Genomic DNA, 19787 nt, shown 5'->3' with positions numbered 1-19787 from the left:
GGATCATGCGACGTTGCATCCGCAGACAACACGCGCTGTTGCAATCTCCCCATATACTGTTTATTTTTACAGTATAAATTCATCATCAGGACAGTCCATCATGCGTGTCGACCCTCTGTCGCTCCCTGCTATGAACCGGACCTCACCGTCCCCTTGGACACGCAGTGCCAGCGGCTTCCCTTCGCCGGCGGACGACTACCGGGAAGCGCCCCTGGACCTGCACCGACATCTGGTACCGCATCCGTCCGCGACCTTTTTCATGCGTGTCGCCGATGAATCCCAGTCACGCGATGGTTTTCACCAACACGATCTGCTGATCGTGGATCGCTCATTGACGGCACAGCGGGGAGACTGGGTAATCGCGGCGCTGGATGGCGAACTCTGTCTGCAGCGGCTGGATGGCAATGGCCGACGCATCTGGCTTTGTCCGGCGGATCCCGGTCGGGCGCGCCTGCCACTCGACGATGAAAACGACGTTCGTCTGTGGGGAGTCGTCAGTCATATCATCCATGCGTGCCGCCACCGCCCCTCCTGACCGCAGGGAATCCTCATATGTTCGCTCTCGTCGACTGCAACAACTTCTATGTCGCCTGCGAGCGGCTTTTCCGCCCGGATCTCGCCGGCCGGGCCGTAGCCGTGTTATCCAACAACGACGGCTGCGTCATTGCCCGCTCCCAGGAGTGTAAGAACCTGGGCGTTCCCATGGGGATTCCCACGCACAAAATCGCTCCGAGTCAGCGGCGTCATCTGCACTTGTGCTCCTCGAATTACGCGCTGTACGGCGACCTTTCTTCCCGTGTCCAGCAAGTGCTTGGTGCCCGGGTTCCAGCCCTCGACCCTTACTCCATCGATGAGTGTTTTCTCGACCTGAGCGGATTGGCTGTCGATGAACTCGAATCACTGGGCAACTCCCTCGTGCGGGCCGTCGACCGTGAGGTCGGACTACCGGTCTCAGTCGGTATTGCCCCCACACGCACACTGGCCAAACTCGCCAATCAGCGAGCCAAACGACAACCGCAAACACCGCAGGTATGCGTCTGGACGCACCCTGACGATCCAACCCTGACCACCTGGTTGAGTTCATTGCCCTTGAGTGCCATCTGGGGCATAGGCAATCGACTACAGGCCGCGCTGACCGGGCAGAACATTCTGACGGCCGACACCCTGAGGGATGCGCCGCAGCCCTGGTTGAAACAACGTTTCAGTGTCGTGGTAGCGCGTATTGCCCGGGAACTGAGCGGCGCCCCCTGCCTGTCCCCCCACGAACTCGAGACGCCGCGTCGCCATATCCTCTGCTCACGTTCGTTCGGACGGTCATTGACGGATCCCCGCGACCTTGCCGCCGCGCTACGCCACCACTGCCAGCAAGCCGGAGAAAAATTGCGCCGTGATGGAATGCAGGCCGGCGCCGTCGGCGTTTTCCTGCGTACCAACCCATTCCAGACTACACCGCAACATCGCAGCAGCTTATGGGCTGCCCTGCCCTGTCCCAGTGCCGACACGCGTCATATCAACCAACAAGCCCAACAATTGCTGGCTCATGTGTGGCGGGAAGGTCATGCATACCAGAAAGTGGGCATCATGCTCACCGACCTCTCATCACGCCATTTCCAACAACGTCCCCTGTTTGCCAGACAGGACTCGCCGCAACAGGAGCGGCTGATGAACGTATGGGACGGCATCCGCCAGCGCTTCGGTCATGACGCACTGACATTGGGTATCCAAGCGGCCGATGCCCGCTGGCGGATGCAGAGTCGCCGACGATCGCCCCGCTATACGACTCGCTGGGATGAACTTCCACGGGTCAGTAGCCGTTAGCCGACTCTTCAGGGAGTGGTGGTGGCAGGCTCTGGCGCCGCACTCAATTCAGCGTAGAGTTGAGGGTAGGCGTCTTGTAATTGTTCCAGCTTCTCGGCCGCCCCTTCCGGCATGGCATCGGCGAGTCGCTGTAGATCATCATCGTCAAAGTACTCCTGAATCAACGGGAACAATGACTCTCTCTCGTCACGGAGGTAAGCGCGATGCGCTTCGAGATAGGCTTTGAGATCATCGGCAAACCGATCCATGGGGATCACCGCATCCATCAGGATCATGTCAATATCCTGGGAGAGACGCATCAGACGCTCGTGCAGTGCCTTGTAGTCTTCGGCCAGTTGACGACTCAAGTCCATGCTCTGAGGCACTCTGGCCGATAATTGCTCGCTGCAAATACGTTCCAGAGGTACGGTAAAATCATCCATGTAATCGAGAATGTAATCGACGACTTCACGAACCAGTTGAAAGTCCGGACGTTCACCAGCGGCCAGTGTCTTGTGCTTGAGTTGCAGCACGTGCAACAGACGCGCCATGTTGGCATGATCCAGACGCAGTTGGGTCAACATCGGCATCACAGAGCCTCCTCTGCAGTCGAAGGCGAATGTCAGTATGTCATTGGATTCGCCACCGGGGCCTGGGTTCAACGGCCATGGGGTCAGGATGGTTGGTTGAACCGTAAGAATAGACCCTAAAGACGCTGTCGTCTCATCATTCCCTTTTCTTATAGGATTTCAATACGTTATGGATCTATTCAGCCAACAACAATCGCATGAAAGCGCCCCCCTGGCTTACCGCATGCGACCCAGGCGCCTGGCTGATTATATCGGTCAACAAGCCCTGGTCGGGCCGGACAAGCCGTTGCGGCGCATGGCGGAAACAGCAGCCGTACGCTCGATGATACTATGGGGGCCGCCAGGGGTCGGCAAGACCACACTGGCCGAGATTCTCGCCAACGAGTCCGGTGCCGAGCTGGAACACCTTTCGGCGGTCATGGCCGGGGTCAAGGATATCCGTGCCGCCGTGGAACGAGCGCGACTCTCGCAGTCGCAGGGACGCAGCACACTGCTCTTTCTCGATGAAATTCATCGCCTCAACAAGAGCCAGCAGGACGCTCTGTTACCGCATGTGGAATCCGGGCTGCTGACCCTCATCGGTGCCACGACCGAGAACCCCTCATTCGAAGTGAACTCAGCGCTGTTATCCCGTGCCCGCGTCTACGTACTGAAGGCACTTGATGAGACAGAGTTGATCACCGTCATGCGCCAGGCGTTGGAAGACGATGAACGCGGTCTCGGTCAACGCCGAATTCTCGCTGACGAGGACGTGCTGGCAAAACTGGCACGCGCTGCCGATGGCGATGCACGACGAGCACTAGGGCTGCTGGAAACGGCATGTGACTTTACGACCACCAATGCGTCCGGTGAGGAGCGGTTGACGGCTGCAGCCATTGAAGATGTGATCGGTCATCGTGCCAGCGCCTTCGACAAGCAGGGCGACCACTACTATGACCTGCTGTCAGCGATCCACAAATCGGTGCGTTCGTCACGACAGGACGCGGCGCTACTCTATATCGCCCAGTTCATTCAAGGCGGCGGTGATCCCCTGGATGTCATACGTCGCCTGTCGGCGATCGCCTCGGAGGATGTCGGCAACGCCGACCCACGCGCCTTACCGCTGGTCATGGCTGCCTGGGATGCCTATCTGCGTCTGGGGGACTACGAGGGGCAGCGAGCCATCGCCCATGCGGCCATTCACCTGGCCGTTGCCCCGAAAAGCAACGCCATCGATCAGGCCTGGAATGCGGCCAAGGCATTCGTCGCCGAGCACCCCAACCTTGAAGTCCCGACCTATCTGCGCAATGCGCCGACCCAACTGATGGCCGAACTGGGACACGGCGAAGGCTATCGCTATGCACATAATGAACCCAATGGCTACCCGGCAGGACGCCTCCATGATTGCTGGCCCGACGACCTGCCGAGAACCCACTTCTATGCCGCCAGCGACCACGGCCAGGAATCACGCTTCAAGCAGATCATGGAATGGCGGAAAAGTCTGGATCAACAAGCTGATGACGATCCCCCCGACCATAGCCGCTAGGATCACGCTCATTCATCCTCGCGAATCACATCCGCCCCGTCGGGGATATCGAATTCGAACTGCGAGTCATCGATATCGGCATTGACCTCAATCGATGAAAACTCGATCGCCGTGCGCTGGCCGGTACTATCGGTCATGTCCAGCATGGTCAGTCGATCGTCATCGAATGCCATGGAGAGCTCTTCGAAGAGCGTATCGGCATCTCGCGGGGTCAGCGTGAACACGTCATGACCATCCTGTTCACGATGACTGACGTCGTAGCTCTCCGTCAGATCCGACGTGCTTCCGGACAACAACAGTGCCGGTGTATGTGTCACACGCCGATCCAGGCTCTGCACCGTCACCTGCTCAAGATCGGGATCATAGAGATATACCTCGTCGCCATCGGAGACGACTTCCTGTTGATACGGTGCATCCACTTCCCAGCGGAACAGACCCGGCCGTGATAGCCACATGCGGCCCTGAGCTTCCTGAAGTCGCTCACCACCGCCATCGAGAATCTGCTGTTCGAAATCCGCTCGATACGTCTCCAGTGGCTCCAGTAGATCGGTAAGACGATCGGCGTCCTCGTTCGCAATGGCAGTCATCGGTAACAGTGTGGCGAGCGGCAGGGCCAGTAACGACGTCTTCAGCTTCATGCTTGCTCCTTGATACGGCTTCGTGCCGAGAATGAATACCTGCCTGATGGACAACCATCGCGCACAGGAGTTGCCTCGGCCGTCAGGTTTCCTTGTTTGCTGCATATTCAACACCGGACCAATCGGCCTCAATCCCCTACCGGCGGTGGCGCCAGGACCTCTCGCGAACCGTTGGATCCCATCGATGAGACGACACCCGCGCTCTCCATCGCTTCAACCAGACGCGCGGCCCGGTTATAGCCGATCTTGAAGCGCCGTTGCACTGCCGAAATCGAGGCACGCCGCGATTCGGTCACGAACATGACGGCTTCGTCATAGAGGGCATCGCGTTCAGGATCGTCGCTATCGCCACCCCCGCCTTCGGCTTCGAGTCCGGTCAGGGCATCGGCGGAGACGCCACCTGACAGAATTTCCTCGACGTACTCCGGCTCCCCGCGGCGTTTCCAGTCCTCCACGATACGATGGACTTCATCATCATCGACGAAAGCCCCATGAATCCGCATCGGCTGACCGGCACCGGGAGGCAGGTACAGCATGTCGCCATGCCCCAGCAGGTTCTCGGCGCCTCCCTGGTCGAGGATCGTGCGCGAGTCCACTCTGGATGACACCTGGAACGCCATGCGTGACGGAATATTGGCCTTGATCAGTCCCGTGACGACATCCACCGAGGGGCGCTGAGTCGCCAGGATCAAATGAATGCCGGCAGCACGCGCTTTCTGAGCCAGACGCGCGATCAGTTCCTCGACCTTCTTGCCGACGATCATGAACATGTCGGCAAACTCGTCGATGACTACCACGATGTAGGAGAGTTTCTCCAGTACCGGTGGTTGTTCATGCATTTCCCAGGGTTGCGGTTCCCATAGGGGGTCGGCAACCTGGGCGCCGGCACGCTCTGCCTCATCGAGTTTTTCATTGAAACCGGCAATGTTGCGAACCCCCATCGCTGCCATCAGCTTGTAGCGACGTTCCATTTCGGCTACGCACCAGCGCAATGCGTTGGCGGCCTCCTTCATGTCAGTCACTACGGGCGCCAGCAGATGCGGAATACCGTCATAGACGGACAGTTCCAGCATCTTGGGATCGACCATGATCAAGCGCAACTCGTCCGGCGACGCCTTGAGCAACATGGAAATCAACATGGCGTTGACCCCCACGGACTTGCCCGACCCGGTGGTACCGGCAACCAGCAAGTGGGGCATCTTGCCCAGATTGGTGACAACCGGTGCACCACCGATATCCTGTCCTAGTGCGAGTGTCAGAGCCGAATCGGCATGCTGATAACGATCGGAATCGATCACCTCTCGCAACCGGATCATTGCCCGTTTGGGGTTGGGGATTTCAATGCCGACCGTCGGACGTCCCGGAATCACCTCCACCACGCGGACGCTCTTGACCATCAGCGAACGCGCCAGGTCTTTCGCCAGGTTGCTGATCTTGGATACCTTGACCCCAGCCGCCGGCTTGATTTCGAACCGAGTGATGACGGGGCCCGGCCAGGTCTCCACAACTTCCGCCTTGACGCCATATTCGCGCAGACGGGTTTCAAGCAGTTCCGCCATGTCGGCCAACTGATCCGATGTATAGTTGGGCTGATGCGGCTCCGGAGGGGTGAGCAGCTTCAGAGACGGTAATTGACTACCAGGATCCGGCATGGTGTCGAACTGAGGGCGTTGATTCTGTAAATGCTCGACTGTCCAGAGTGTCGGCCCCTGCGGAGTTTCAGCGGCTTCTCTGGCCTGATCAGCCGTGGCGACCGAGAAGGGCGCATCAACTTCCGGCTGCGGTTTCCGCTCCTGCGTTGTCGGCATCTCGGACAAGGGATCTGCGCCTGATACCTCCTCTGTAGCAGGCGTTTCAGAGTCATTGGCATCTGACCAGGACAGACGTGGTTCATCCTCGTCCTCCTCCTGCCAGTCCTGGTGGCGCCAATCGCTCAAACTGGGCTCACGCTTTTCACTGCGTGCCGGTGAGTGCGGTGACGAGCCGGAAGACGCCCAGGCCGCCGGCGATGACGTGTCGTCGTCGTGCTCTTGCCGTGTCGGTTCAGGCGATGACGAAGTCGCCACGCTGGGTGCCGGCCGATCGTTTCCATCGCGGTCGGCTCGTAGCGGCATGCCCGCCCAGGCAGGCTCATCGGCATCAGGGCGCAGAGTACCGGCATTCTTTTCATCGATATTCGACTGCCGACGGACATAGGCGGCGTCGGGATTTTTGGCGGAGGGTGTGTGCTCGGGAACATCCCAAGGGATGTCGGTTCCGTCGTTTCCTTGCTCAGCAAGCGATGGCGCACGTTGCGCCGATTTGCGACGACGCAATCGTAAACGCTGCCACAAGGAAGGCCGAGAGATGTCCTCTTCCTCCTCTTCACTCTCCACCACCTCAGGCGGTTCCGGTTCGGGTGCCGCGACCGAACGCGCCACTTCACGGCGCTCCGCCAGACGGTCGCGAGCGCCGGATAGACGCATCCCGACGCCTTTCAATAACCGCCACAGGCCGTGACCTACGTCGTCCATTACCGTAAGCCAGGACAAACCAGAAAAGAGGGGGAAACCGCACAGCATGGCGACGAGCGCCAGCAATGTCGTTCCATGTGAATTGACCAGTGGCAACAATGCATTGACCAGGCCCTCGCCCAGAATGCCGCCAGCCGCATAAGGCAACTGACTATCAGGGCGGTAAAAGTGCAGAGCCCCCAACGTTGTTGTCCCCAGCAACAGCAAGACCAGACCGCCAATCCGGACGGCCAATGCCGTGGCATCCCATTCGAAACGGATCTGACGCGAGCGAATCAAACGCCAGGCACCTAGCCCCAGCATACCGGGCCACCAGAGGGCGCTGGCACCAAATAACGAATACAGGATATCCGCCAGCCAGGCCCCCACCGGTCCCATCCAGTTGACGACATCGGTTTCCGGCCCGCTACGGGACCAACCAGGGTCTCCAGGCTGGTAACTGAACAGCGCCAGTAGTAGAAAAACGCAACCCGCCAGCAACAGGATGACGACCCCCTCGCGCGTCGCCCCTTGCAGACGCAAACCAAAGCGCCGTGCCGTTTCCTTCGCCTGGGATGCACTTCCCTTGGCCTGAACCTTGGAACGCGAACGACTGGCCGCTTTCTTGTTAACACTCAAATGACCTTCCCCCTTGCGCCTTTCATGGCGTCCACTCGTGTCTCCTTAATGGGAAGTTGATCGACTTCACGAGACATCATACCGGGCCTGGCCGACTTGGCACAGGGCCCAACCGCTTGAGAGCAGCGAGAAAGCCCGTCACACTAGAGCGCATTCCAGTGACCATCGACAATCACCTATCATGCTTTCCTGGCTCCCCGAGACTCCCGTACAGTTTCCTGATCTCGACCAGGCCCTCGACGACCCGGAAGGCCTGCTGGCTGCGGGAGGAGCGCTCACCCCGGATTGGCTCATGGCGGCCTATCGGCGCGGTATCTTTCCCTGGTTCAGTGAAGGGCAACCGATACTCTGGTGGAGTCCTTCGCCCCGCATGGTACTGTTTCCCGAGGAAATCCGGATCCACCGCAGCTTGGCCAAACGGCTGAGAAACGCCGGTTTCCACGTGAGTATCGACCAGGCATTCGACTCGGTCATTCAACAATGTGCCAACTCCCGAAAAGACCGGGAAGGCACCTGGATCACCGAGGAGATGGCGAACGCTTACCAGCAGTTGCACCGACTCGGTCAAGCCCACTCTGTCGAAGTTTGGCATAGTGACCGGTTGGTTGGGGGACTATACGGTGTCGCACTAGGGCATGTCTTTTTCGGGGAATCCATGTTTTCCCAGGCACGGGATGCCTCCAAAGTGGCCCTGGTCCATCTATGCCATCACATGCAACGCCAGGGTAGCGGCATGATCGACTGTCAGATGCATACCGCCCATCTGGCTCGCCTGGGCGCGCGTGATATCGCTCGCACGGCATTCATCAACTATCTTGAGCAGTATATCGATACATCCACGAACCTGTTCTCCCGGACCCTCGCTAAGAACGTGACATCCCGGAGCCAAGAATGAACGCATCGTATCATGACGCGTCGGGGCGACGTCTGAAAGCGAAAGGAGGTCGTTGCAGTGAGTAGTAATACCCCGCAACAACCCGTACGGGATCTGCGATTTTTCCTCACCGTCCCTCATTCATGCAGTTATCTTGAGGATCGCGAGGCGACGACGCTGTTTCTGGATCCTCAGGAAACGCCGGGGCAAAGCGTCTATGAGGCACTGACACTGCTGGGGTTTCGTCGTAGTGGGCGACATCTCTACCGGCCCCACTGTGAGGACTGTCGCGCCTGTATCTCCGTTCGCGTACCAGTTGCCGACTTCACTCCCAATCGAACACAAAGAAAGCTCATCAACCGCAATGCCGATCTTAGCCTGCATGAACGGTCAGCCGCTTTCGACAACGAACACTATCTCCTGTATTCACGTTACATCCATGAACGCCATGCCGATGGCGACATGTTCCCACCCAGTCGAGAGCAATACCGGACTTTCCTGACATCGGACCACTCCTATGCACGACTGCTGGAATTTCGTCTGCACGGCAGGCTCCTTGCGGTAACGGCCATCGACTTGCTCGGTCACGGTATCTCTGCAATTTACACCTATTTTGACCCGCACCCGGACTTCGACCGACGCTCACTGGGGACCTATGCCATCCTGCGACTGATTGAAATGGCACGAGAACGCGGATTGACCCATCTGTACCTGGGGTATTGGATCCGTAATTGCCGCAAGATGAATTACAAGCAGGCTTTCCAGCCATTGGAGTACCTTGACGGTCGCCACTGGCGACGAGCCATTCCATGAAAGGGACGGCTTTTTTGCCTTGAAGACCGGCATGCGGCACAATATCCCGCTATTCTGATCGGCGAAGGTAAAGGCGGCCGATCGGTCGGTAACCACACCGACAAATCGTCTTATCGTGACAACCAACGAGGAATTGCCTATATGGCACGTGAAGACCATATCGAAATGGAAGGCGTCGTCGTCGACACGCTTCCCAATACCATGTTTCGCGTCGAGCTGGAAAACGGCCACGTGGTAACGGCCCATATCTCGGGCAAGATGCGCAAGAACTATATCCGCATACTCACCGGCGACAAGGTCAAGGTCGAACTGACCCCCTACGATTTGTCCAAGGGGCGTATCGTCTACCGCTCTCGCTGAAGCTTTCCGTCTCGTCTCGCCCGCTTGATACCAGCCAGATACATATAACGACGCCCCGTCGCTAAGGACAGGGCGCCGGTATGACGTGAGGGTCAACAATCCGACCATTGACCCTCAACTGGCCTGGGTTATATCACGCCATCTCGGCTTCCGTGGCAAGATGCAGTTCGTCACTGTCTTCTTCGACCGTGACATGCACCACTCCGCCATGATCGGCCAACTCGCCAAAGAGAATCAGCTCAGCCAACGGCTTCTTGAGTTTCTCCTGGATCAGGCGTGCCATGGGACGGGCACCCATTTCGGGATCGTAGCCGCGTTCAGCCAACCAGGCACGGGCCGCTTCGTCGACATCCAGCTGGACCCGTTTTTCGTCGAGCTGGGCCTGAAGTTCGACCAGGAACTTGTCGACCACATTCCTCACCACATCGGGTTCCAAGCCATGGAACTGGATGATGCCATCGAGACGATTGCGGAATTCCGGCGTAAAGGTTCGACGTATGGCCTCGAGCCCATCGGTCGTATGGTCCTGCGTCTGGAAACCAATGGAGCGCCGCGCCATCTGTTCAGCTCCGGCATTCGAAGTCATGATCACGATAACGTGACGGAAATCCGCCTCACGACCATTGTTGTCGGTCAAGCGACCATGATCCATCACCTGCAGCAGCAGGTTGAAGACTTCCGGATGCGCTTTCTCGATCTCGTCGAGCAGCAACACGCAATGCGGTTGCTTGGTGACCGCCTCGGTCAACAAACCACCCTGGTCATAGCCGACATAACCCGGAGGCGCGCCGATCAGCCGTGAGACGGTATGACGCTCCATGTACTCGGACATATCGAAACGGACCAGTTCGATCCCCATCAGAGCCGACAGTTGACGCGCCACTTCAGTCTTGCCGACCCCGGTTGGACCGGAGAACAGGAAACTGCCCACAGGCTTGTCGGGTGACTTCAACCCTGCACGAGACAGCTTGATCGCGGCCGCCAGACTGGAAATGGCTTCATCCTGGCCAAAGACCAGCATCTTGAGATCGCGCTCTAGATTCTCGAGCAGCTTGCGATCGGAACTGGAGACACTCTTCGGGGGTATCCGCGCGATGGAGGCCACCACAGCCTCTACCTGGTCGACATCGATCGTATCGACACGCACCTCCGGCGGCAACAAGCGCTGATGCGCGCCGGCCTCATCGATCACATCGATGGCCTTGTCCGGCAGGTGCCGATCATTGATATAACGATCGGACAGCCGAGCCGCACTCTCCAGGGCACCATCGGAGTACTTGAGTTTATGGTGCTCCTCGAAGCGCCCACGCAGTCCCTTGAGAATGCCGATCGTATCTTCGACTGACGGCGCCTGTACGTCGACTTTCTGAAAACGCCGTGCCAACGCTCGATCCTTTTCGAATATGCCACGATATTCCTCGAAGGTGGTCGAACCGATGCAACGCAATTCGCCGGAAGAAAGCAACGGCTTGAGCAGGTTGGAGGCATCCATGACACCCCCCGATGCAGCCCCGGCACCGATCACCGTATGAATTTCATCGATGAAGAGAATCGAGTTGGGCTGCTTCTTGAGCTCGGCCAGCAAACTCTTCAGGCGCTTCTCGAAGTCGCCACGGTACTTGGTACCGGCAAGCAATGCGCCCATATCCAACGAATAAACAACACCATCATTGATGACGTCGGGAACGTCCTCTTCGACGATACGCTTGGCCAATCCTTCAGCAATCGCCGTCTTCCCGACGCCCGCCTCACCCACGAGCAACGGATTGTTCTTGCGCCGGCGAGCGAGTATCTGCACGACCCGCTCAAGCTCGTGGTCACGACCGATCAAAGGATCGATTCGCCCCATGCGAGCCTGTTCATTGAGATTGGTGGCATAGCCTGTCAACGGATGGGCGCTGCCTTCACTGACACCCTCCTCGGCTTCTTCGGCATCCGGCGAGGGCGATGAGGCATTCTGACCATGCCCGGATACCTTCGAAATGCCGTGCGCAATGTAATTGACAGCGTCGACCCGAGCCACGTTCTGCTGCTTGAGGAAGTAAACCGCCTGGCTTTCCTGCTCGGAGAAAATTGCTACCAGTACGTTGGCGCCGGTCACCTCATTCTTGCCGGAGGACTGTACGTGAAATACCGCCCGTTGCAGTACACGCTGAAAGCCCAGCGTCGGCTGCGTTTCACGATCAGTCTGGTCTTCGGGGATCAGCGGCGTCGTGGAGTTGATGAAATCCTGCAGGTCCGAGCGCAGCTTATCAAGGTTCGCACCGCAGGCACGTAGCACATCAGCAGCCGAGGCATTATCGAGCAATGCCAGCAGCAGGTGCTCCACGGTCATGAATTCATGGCGTTTGGAACGCGCCACGGTAAACGCCGTGTTAAGGGTCAATTCAAGTTCTTTACTCAGCATGGCAGTCCCCTTCTCGCCGCCTCGGTCACCATTCCGCAGATTCTGAAACCGGCATTCTCACCATCGGGCACATTGACACTTTACGCAAGCCTGGAATTCAACTTTCAACCGACCATCACCCCCTTGGTCAGCCGCGCACTATGCTCACCGGACCAAGCTTCGAGGAACGGTATCATCAATCAGCCGCATCAATATCACACAACAACGGATGCTGGCACTCCCTGGCATACTGATTGACCTGATGACTCTTGGTCTCCGCAATGTCCCGAGTAAAAATACCGCAAGTTGCCTTTCCCTGAGTATGCACCGCCAGCATTACCTGTACCGCCTTTTCGTTGTCCATGCTGAAGAAGCTCTGCAGCACTTCCACAACGAACTCCATGGGGGTGAAGTCATCATTATGCAGCACCACCTTGTACAACGGCGGCTCGGCCAATTCGGGATCGGACGTCTGTACCGCCAGATCCGGATCATCCTCCTCCTGGGGATCAGGAGGGCGTGTCATACCACTCAAGGGCAATGCTTGGCGCAGTTTGTCAGGCGCATCGACATCATGCATAGCAGTACGAATCCATCTATTGAGCCGGTTTACCATTTCGATGCCGACACTTGTTCGACGCGAGATGTTCACCAGGGTTCACTACAAAGATGCGTCCACGAAAGCGCTCTTGCAAGGGGGAAGGACGCAAAAAAGCCCTTGCCCGTTCCAGGGCAAGGGGCGAGAGGTTGGTTGACGAAGACTTGAGCCTCGTCGAGGGGCACTCAGCCCTTGGAGACCATCTCCAGCGCCTCGTTGAATGTCTGGCTCGGCCGCATTGCCTGGCGAGTCAGATCAAAGTCGGGATGGTAGTAGCCACGAATATCGACAGGCTGCCCCTGCACCTTGTTGAGTTCACCGACAATGGTGGCCTCATTGGCCTCAAGCGTTTTCGCCAGACGAGAAAACAGTGATTTCAGCTCCGCATCGCCTTCCTGTTCCGCCAGCGCCTGGGCCCAATACAACGCCAGATAGAAATGACTGCCGCGGTTATCGAGTTCGCCGACCTTGCGCTTGGGAGACTTGTCACTGTCGAGGAACTTGCCATTGGCCTTGTCCAGCGCATCGGCAAGTAGCGTGGCACGCTGATTGCCGAAGCTCTCGCCAAGATGCTCGAGGGAAGCCGCCAGCGCCAGAAATTCACCCAGTGAATCCCAACGCAGGTGATTCTCTTCCAGGAGTTGTTGAACATGCTTGGGTGCGGAACCGCCGGCACCGGTCTCGAACAAGCCACCACCATTCATCAACGGAACGACCGACAGCATCTTGGCACTGGTACCCAGTTCCATGATCGGAAACAAGTCGGTCAGGTAATCACGGAGCACGTTGCCGGTCACGGAAATGGTGTCCTGTCCCTGACGGATACGCTCCAGCGAGAACTGCATGGCGTCGACCGGTGCCATGATCCGGATGTCCAGGCCACTGGTATCGTGGCCTTGCAAGTAACGCTCGACCTTGCGAATCAACTGGGCATCGTGGGCCCGGTCGGCATCCAGCCAGAATACCGCCGGCGTGCCGCTGGCACGTGCCCGGTTCACGGCCAGTTTCACCCAGTCCTGAATCGGTGCATCCTTTGTCTGGCACATGCGCCAGATGTCCCCTTCCTCGACCAAAGTCTCGAAGATCACGTTGCCCTGTGCGTCGGTAACACGCACGGTACCGTCCGCGGGGATCTGGAACGTCTTGTCGTGAGAGCCGTACTCCTCGGCTTTCTGCGCCATCAGGCCGACATTGGGCACACTGCCCATGGTCGTCGGATCGAAAGCACCGTTTCGCTTGCAATCATCGATCACGGCCTGGTAGATGCCCGCGTAGCAGCGGTCGGGGATCACGGCTTTGGTATCGTGCAGCGCGTCATCGGCGCCCCACATCTGGCCGGAATCACGAATCATGGCCGGCATGGACGCATCGATGATCACATCACTTGGCACATGCAGGTTGGTGATTCCCTTGTGCGAATTGACCATGGCAAGCGGCGGACGCTGCCCATACAGCGACTCGATCTCGGCAGTGATGGCACTCTGTCTGTCCTCGGACAGGGACTTGATCGTCGCGTAGAGATCGCCAATACCGTTGTTGGGATCGAATCCAGCCTCATCCAGATCATCGGCGTACTTCTCGAGGACGTCACGATAGAACTCGGAGACCACGATGCCAAAGATGATCGGGTCTGACACTTTCATCATCGTCGCCTTGAGGTGCAGGGAGAACAGTACGTTCTTGGCCTTGGCATCCTCGATCTCATCGGCCACGAAACGACGCAGCGCCTGCTGGCTCATCACAGCAGCGTCGACGACTTCGCCAGCCAGCACCGGCGTTTTTTCCTTGAGCACCCGAGTCGAGCCGTCGTTGCTCACCAGTTCGATCTTCAGGTTGCCGTCACTCTCGATCAGCGCTGATTTTTCGCTACCGTAAAAGTCGCCTTCCTGCATGTGCGCCACGTGGGATGCGGAGTCGGCACTCCACTCTCCGAGGCGATGCGGGTATTTACGCGCATAATTCTTGACCGACTGCGGCGCACGACGATCCGAGTTACCTTCGCGCAGCACCGGATTCACCGCACTTCCCTTGACTCGGTCGTAGCGGGCCTGGATTTCCCGCTCTTCGGCATTCTGCGGCTCTTCAGGATAATGGGGCAGCTTGTAGCCCTGCTGCTGAAGCTCCTTGATCGCCGCTTTGAGCTGCGGAATCGACGCGCTGATGTTGGGCAACTTGATGATGTTGGCTTCCGGCGTCTTGGCCAATTCTCCGAGCTCGGCCAGATGGTCATCAAGCCGCTGTTCCTCACTCAGATAATCGGGAAACTGTGAGATAATCCGACCAGCCAACGAGATATCACGCGTTTCCACTTCGATACCGGCCGGATCGGTGAACGCATCGATGATCGGCAGCAGTGAGTGGGTTGCCAGTGCGGGTGCCTCGTCGGTGAGCGTATAAATAATCTTCGGCGTTTTGGACATATCAGCGTTAAACTCTCTTGGTCACAGCAGTTGCATGGAATTGAGCGGTACGCCATGGCTCGACTGCGCGACGCAACCGCCGGGCGCATTCCGGCATGCCTCACTGAGGCACTGACGCGCCCCGACCTCACGGGCCATGACGCTCGGGTCACCATGCAGATACGGGACGCTGACGATCCGATCGTGACGGCGGCGCCCCAATGATCAGGCGCAAGTATATCAGTTCACTTTCGCCTGCGCATGAAGAATGTCGACAATCTCCCTCAGCGATTGGGGCACCCCTGATCCCGATCAATAAAGATGGCATGATACGCCGTATATGAGCTCGCTTTACTTATTGCACAAACCGTATCGAGTGCTTTCGCAATTCCGCGATCACGAGGGGCGCTCGACGCTGGCCGACATCATCGACATACCGGATATCTATCCGGCGGGCAGGCTCGACTATGAATCGGAAGGTCTGCTGCTGCTCAGCGACGACGGACAATTGATTCACCGAATCAGTCATCCGCGTCACAAACAACCCAAGACCTACTGGGTTCAGGTCGAAGGGGTACCGGGTGACGATGCGCTGGCAGCGCTGCGCGGCGGCATCCCGCTCAACGATGGCATGACACGGCCTGCCAGAGTTCAGCGCCTGAAGACGCCGGATGTCCCGGAGCGGGATCCACCGGTGCGACAGCGACAGAACATCCCCACGCACTGGCTGGAAATCACGCTGAGTGAAGGCCGCAATCGCCAGGTCCGTCGCATGACGGCCCATGTCGATCTGCCAACGCTGCGACTGATCCGCGTGGCCGTCGGCCCCTGGCGCCTCGGGGATCTAAAGCCCGGCGAATGGCGGTCTGAAACTCTTCATGCCCCGGTCAGCCCCAAGCAAGGCTCATCCTATCGCGCCGGGAGGGTACGCCGATGACACGCTGGACCCCACACGTAGCGGTCGCCACCGTGGTCGAACGCGCTGGCCGCTATCTGATGGTCGAAGAGGACCGGGGAGGCCCCTTCACCCTGTTCAACCAACCGGCCGGTCATCTCGAACCCGACGAAACATTGCTCGGCGCCGCCGAGCGCGAAGCTCGTGAAGAGACGGCCTGGCGCGTCGGTATCACTGACTATCTGGGGCTTTACATCTATCGAACCCCGGCGGGTATCACGATCCACAGCCACGCTTATGTCGGCATGGCACTGGCTCACCTGGGCAACGAACTGGATGCCGATATTCACGCCATACATTGGCTGACATTCGATGAAATCGAGGATCTCGACCGCGCCGACCGCCTGCGTAGCCCCCTGGTCATGCGCCGCCTGCTCGACGCCCGGCTTGGCCGCGTCTTTCCTCTCGATGTCATTCAGGAACGCTGACGCCGACATCGGCACACTGACACCGCTCGAAGCACGCCGTCGGTATCGTGTATAATGTCGGGCCATTTTGTGGTCATCCAACCCGAGAACGCCTATGTCATCCACGGGCAAGGTCATCGTCGGCATGTCCGGCGGTGTCGACTCCTCCGTATCCGCGCTGCTGTTGCTCGAACAGGGGTATCAGGTCGAAGGCCTGTTCATGAAGAACTGGGACGAGGACGACGGTACGGAATACTGCACTGCCAAGGAGGATCTGGCGGACGCACAAGCCGTTTGCGCTAAACTCGGTATCGAGTTGCATACTGCCAATTTCGCCGCCGAATACTGGGATAACGTCTTCGAGCATTTCCTGGCGGAATACCAGGCCGGGCGCACCCCGAACCCTGATGTGCTTTGCAACCGGGAAATCAAGTTCAAAGTGTTTATCGAGTATGCGGAAATGCTGGGTGCCGAGCGCATCGCCACCGGCCACTATGTCCGACAGGGGTATCGTGACGGACCCGATGGCCAACGCCCCCGGCTGCTCAAGGGCATCGATCCCAACAAGGATCAGAGCTACTTCCTGCACGCCGTTCCCGAAGAGGCCATTGCACGTACTCTGTTCCCTCTCGGTGAAATGCAGAAACCCGACGTGCGCGCCATCGCCGAGCGTTACGGTCTGGATACGGCTCGCAAGAAGGATTCCACCGGTATTTGCTTCATCGGCGAGCGACGTTTCCGCGATTTTCTTCGTCAGTATCTCCCCGCCCAACCCGGCCGGATCGAGACACCGGATGGCGATGTCATCGGTGAACACATGGGGTTGATGTACTATACCCTGGGCCAACGCCAGGGACTGGGGATTGGCGGTCTGTCCCGATACTCCGAGGATCCCTGGTACGTCGCCCACAAGGATTTGATCCGCAATGTCCTGATCGCGGTCCAGGGCAAGCACCACTCCTGGCTGTACAGCGACGCCCTGACCACCGAACCCATGGACTGGATTGCCGGCCACCCCCCGGTCAATGAGGGACGCTTTCATGCCAAGACCCGCTATCGCCAGCCCGATGAACCCTGCAGGATCCGGGTTCTTGACGATGGCGGCGTCGAGGTCGTATTCGACAATCCGCAGCGAGCTGTGACACCAGGACAATCACTAGTGCTCTACGATGACGATATCTGCCTGGGAGGTGGCGTGATCCGCGATACCTGGAAAATGTCCTCAACATCCTTCGCCAGGGAGCTCGGCGCATGAATACCACTCCCATCCGTCCCGCCCCCGAAAGCTCCGTCGGGCGTCAGGCCCTGGCGCTGGCGGGAGTCTTCCAGGCCGCTCATCAGGTCGATGAACTGGCTCGTACGGGACAGGTCGACGATCGCGCCTGGGAAACCCTGATTCGTGCCACGACCGACACGGCACCGGAAAGCTTCGAGTCGATCTACGGGGGCCATCCCAACAACCTTCGTCAGGGGCTGGAGATCCTCGACGCCGTTGTCGGACGCAAGCAGGCCAACCCCGTGGTGCTCCGCTACGGCTTTTCTCTTCTGTTGTTGATGAACAAGCTGCGCAAGAACAATGACATGCTCACCGAACTGGGACAGCGGTTGTCGCGCATTCAGGGACAGGCAGACCATTTCGGTGTCATTCACGAGAACGTGATCGCCAGCCTCGGCGAGCTGTATCAGGACACGCTGTCGACCTTCAAGTACCGCATTGTGGTGCAGGGCGATCCCTCACTGCTGCAAAGCCCGATGATGCCTGAACGAGTACGGGCAGCGCTGCTGGCCGGCGTGCGCTTCGCACTATTGTGGCATCAGCAGGGTGGGCGGCGCTGGAAGCTGGTATTCCAACGCGGTGCGCTCAAGCGTGCCCTCGACGAACTCAACTAACGCTTTTTCGTTCTGGACGACCATCATGCAACTCTCCGCTCTCACCGCTTTGTCTCCCGTCGATGGCCGCTACGGCAACAAGACCGAAACGCTTCGCGAACACTTCAGTGAATTCGGCCTGATCCGTGCTCGTGTCACCGTCGAGGTACGCTGGCTGGAACGGCTTGCCGCTCACCCAGGCATCATTGAAGTCCCTCCCCTTTCCGCTGAGGCAACCGGTTTTCTGAATCGCCTCGTGCAGGAATTTTCGGAAGCCGATGCCGCCAGGATCAAGGCGATCGAGGGAACGACCAACCACGACGTCAAAGCCGTGGAATATTTCCTCAAGGAACGGATTGCCGACAATACCGAGTTGCATGCCATCAGTGAATTCGTGCATTTCGCCTGTACCAGCGAAGACATCAACAACCTGTCATATGCCTTGATGCTCCAGGGTGGCCTTGGCACGCTATTGCCCGTGATGCATGAGGTCACCCAAGCCATCGAGTCACTGGCACACGATCATGCCGATCAGCCCATGCTGTCACGCACGCACGGGCAGACGGCCAGCCCCACGACCCTCGGCAAGGAGATGGCCAATGTCGCCTATCGCCTCCGACGTCAACTGAAGCAGATCGAAGCCACTGAACTGCTGGGCAAGATCAATGGGGCCGTTGGCAACTACAATGCCCACCTGACAACCTATCCGGATGTCGATTGGGCCGAGAACGCACAATTCTTTGTCGAGTCGCTGGGACTGACCTTCAACCCCTACACCACGCAGATCGAACCCCACGATTTCATCGCCGAACTGTTCGATGCCATCGCACGCTTTCACACCATCCTGATCGACTTCGACCGCGATATCTGGGGCTACATCTCCCTGGGATACTTCAAGCAGAGGATGGTGGCAGGAGAAATCGGCTCCTCGACCATGCCGCACAAGGTCAACCCCATCGATTTCGAGAATGCCGAGGGCAATCTGGGCATGGCCAATGCCATTCTCGGCCATCTGGCCCAGAAGCTGCCGATTTCCCGCTGGCAGCGCGATCTCACCGACTCGACCGTGCTGAGAAATCTCGGCATGAGTCTGGCCTATGGGCTGATCGCCTACCAGGCCACGCTTAAAGGCATCGGCAAACTCGAAGCCAACCCCGAACGCCTGGCCGAGGATCTCGACGACAATTGGGAAGTCCTGGCAGAGCCGATCCAGACAGTCATGCGCCGCTACGGCATCGAGCAGCCGTATGAGAAGCTCAAGGAACTGACACGCGGCAAGCGCGTCGACCAGAACGCCTTTGCCGCTTTCATCGATACCCTCGAGCTCCCGGACTCGGTCAAAGCGGAACTCAAGCAGCTGACGCCGGCGACCTACATCGGCAATGCCGCCGAGCAGGCGAGAAAACTTTAAGCGACCAGCAGCCCATAGCCATACGGATGGAGGT

The 19787-nt window shown here is 58.5% G+C and carries 18 protein-coding genes; 12 read left to right on the top strand and 6 right to left on the bottom strand.

Translation table 11 applies throughout. The features are described from left to right. Positions 1 to 100 precede the first annotated feature (100 nt). A complete protein-coding gene (umuD, locus tag BLW01_RS14445; protein ID WP_092570946.1) occupies positions 101 to 535 on the top strand; it encodes a translesion error-prone DNA polymerase V autoproteolytic subunit in 435 nt (144 codons plus the stop codon). Between the two features lie 17 nt (positions 536 to 552). Continuing rightward, positions 553 to 1818, top strand: a complete 1266-nt coding sequence (locus BLW01_RS14440) for a Y-family DNA polymerase (protein ID WP_092570944.1) — start codon at positions 553 to 555, stop codon at positions 1816 to 1818. Between the two features lie 8 nt (positions 1819 to 1826). Here the strand turns inward: BLW01_RS14440 and BLW01_RS14435 are convergent, their stop codons facing one another. Further along, entirely contained in the window at positions 1827 to 2381 is a 555-nt protein-coding gene (locus BLW01_RS14435) for a hemerythrin domain-containing protein (protein ID WP_092571235.1), read from the bottom strand. Positions 2382 to 2556: 175 nt separating this feature from the next. Here BLW01_RS14435 and BLW01_RS14430 point away from each other — a divergent pair, with 175 nt between their 5' ends. Then, complete coding sequence (locus BLW01_RS14430; RefSeq protein ID WP_092570942.1) at positions 2557 to 3912, top strand: replication-associated recombination protein A; 1356 nt, start codon at positions 2557 to 2559, stop codon at positions 3910 to 3912. 8 nt (positions 3913 to 3920) lie between these two features. Here BLW01_RS14430 and lolA read toward each other — a convergent pair whose 3' ends face one another. Continuing rightward, positions 3921 to 4550 carry an outer membrane lipoprotein periplasmic chaperone LolA gene (gene lolA, locus BLW01_RS14425; protein ID WP_092570940.1) on the bottom strand — a complete coding sequence of 210 codons (630 nt, stop codon included), beginning with the start codon at positions 4548 to 4550 and terminating at the stop codon, positions 3921 to 3923. Between the two features lie 128 nt (positions 4551 to 4678). Continuing rightward, positions 4679 to 7681, bottom strand: coding sequence for a DNA translocase FtsK (locus BLW01_RS14420; RefSeq protein ID WP_092570938.1), 3003 nt, complete (start codon positions 7679 to 7681; stop codon positions 4679 to 4681). Positions 7682 to 7862: 181 nt separating this feature from the next. Here BLW01_RS14420 and aat point away from each other — a divergent pair, with 181 nt between their 5' ends. From aat to infA, 3 genes are all read left to right on the top strand, one after another. Then, the gene (aat, locus tag BLW01_RS14415) at positions 7863 to 8576 is read left to right on the top strand and encodes a leucyl/phenylalanyl-tRNA--protein transferase (RefSeq protein WP_092570936.1); all 714 of its coding nucleotides are present in this window, start codon (positions 7863 to 7865) and stop codon (positions 8574 to 8576) included. A gap of 57 nt (positions 8577 to 8633) precedes the next feature. Beyond that, on the top strand, positions 8634 to 9368 hold the full coding sequence (locus tag BLW01_RS14410) for an arginyltransferase (protein ID WP_092570934.1): 735 nt from the start codon (positions 8634 to 8636) through the stop codon (positions 9366 to 9368). A gap of 141 nt (positions 9369 to 9509) precedes the next feature. Next, positions 9510 to 9728: a translation initiation factor IF-1 gene (gene infA / locus BLW01_RS14405; RefSeq protein ID WP_013332816.1), complete on the top strand. Its 219-nt coding sequence runs from the start codon at positions 9510 to 9512 to the stop codon at positions 9726 to 9728. 133 nt (positions 9729 to 9861) lie between these two features. Here the strand turns inward: infA and clpA are convergent, their stop codons facing one another. The 3 genes from clpA to BLW01_RS14390 form a co-directional block, all read right to left on the bottom strand. Continuing rightward, complete coding sequence (clpA, locus tag BLW01_RS14400) at positions 9862 to 12135, bottom strand: ATP-dependent Clp protease ATP-binding subunit ClpA (RefSeq protein WP_092570931.1); 2274 nt, start codon at positions 12133 to 12135, stop codon at positions 9862 to 9864. Between the two features lie 175 nt (positions 12136 to 12310). Then, positions 12311 to 12694 carry an ATP-dependent Clp protease adapter ClpS gene (gene clpS / locus BLW01_RS14395; protein ID WP_092570929.1) on the bottom strand — a complete coding sequence of 128 codons (384 nt, stop codon included), beginning with the start codon at positions 12692 to 12694 and terminating at the stop codon, positions 12311 to 12313. 203 nt (positions 12695 to 12897) lie between these two features. Continuing rightward, positions 12898 to 15132 (bottom strand): NADP-dependent isocitrate dehydrogenase, encoded by a 2235-nt coding sequence (locus BLW01_RS14390; RefSeq protein WP_092570927.1) that lies wholly within the window; start codon positions 15130 to 15132, stop codon positions 12898 to 12900. A gap of 54 nt (positions 15133 to 15186) precedes the next feature. Between BLW01_RS14390 and BLW01_RS18505 the strand changes: the two genes are divergently transcribed. From BLW01_RS18505 to purB, 6 genes are all read left to right on the top strand, one after another. Beyond that, positions 15187 to 15336, top strand: a complete 150-nt coding sequence (locus BLW01_RS18505) for a hypothetical protein (RefSeq protein WP_175529853.1) — start codon at positions 15187 to 15189, stop codon at positions 15334 to 15336. Between the two features lie 115 nt (positions 15337 to 15451). Further along, entirely contained in the window at positions 15452 to 16048 is a 597-nt protein-coding gene (locus tag BLW01_RS14385; RefSeq protein WP_092570925.1) for a pseudouridine synthase, read from the top strand. Continuing rightward, positions 16045 to 16494, top strand: coding sequence for an NUDIX domain-containing protein (locus BLW01_RS14380; RefSeq protein ID WP_092570923.1), 450 nt, complete (start codon positions 16045 to 16047; stop codon positions 16492 to 16494). Before BLW01_RS14385 ends, BLW01_RS14380 begins: the two co-directional genes overlap by 4 nt. Before the next feature lie 94 nt (positions 16495 to 16588). After that, on the top strand, positions 16589 to 17728 hold the full coding sequence (gene mnmA, locus BLW01_RS14375) for a tRNA 2-thiouridine(34) synthase MnmA (protein WP_092570921.1): 1140 nt from the start codon (positions 16589 to 16591) through the stop codon (positions 17726 to 17728). Continuing rightward, a complete protein-coding gene (gene hflD / locus BLW01_RS14370; protein WP_092570919.1) occupies positions 17725 to 18363 on the top strand; it encodes a high frequency lysogenization protein HflD in 639 nt (212 codons plus the stop codon). The genes mnmA and hflD overlap by 4 nt, the downstream gene beginning before the upstream one ends. A 25-nt stretch (positions 18364 to 18388) precedes the next feature. Then, positions 18389 to 19753, top strand: a complete 1365-nt coding sequence (gene purB / locus BLW01_RS14365) for an adenylosuccinate lyase (RefSeq protein ID WP_092570917.1) — start codon at positions 18389 to 18391, stop codon at positions 19751 to 19753. The last annotated feature ends 34 nt before the right edge of the window (positions 19754 to 19787 follow it).

The sequence above is a fragment of the Aidingimonas halophila genome, assembly GCF_900106955.1.
Classification (GTDB): Bacteria; Pseudomonadota; Gammaproteobacteria; order Pseudomonadales; family Halomonadaceae; genus Aidingimonas; species Aidingimonas halophila.
Note: the sequence above shows the minus strand (reverse complement) of the source record. Positions and strands in the feature narration are given on the sequence as shown.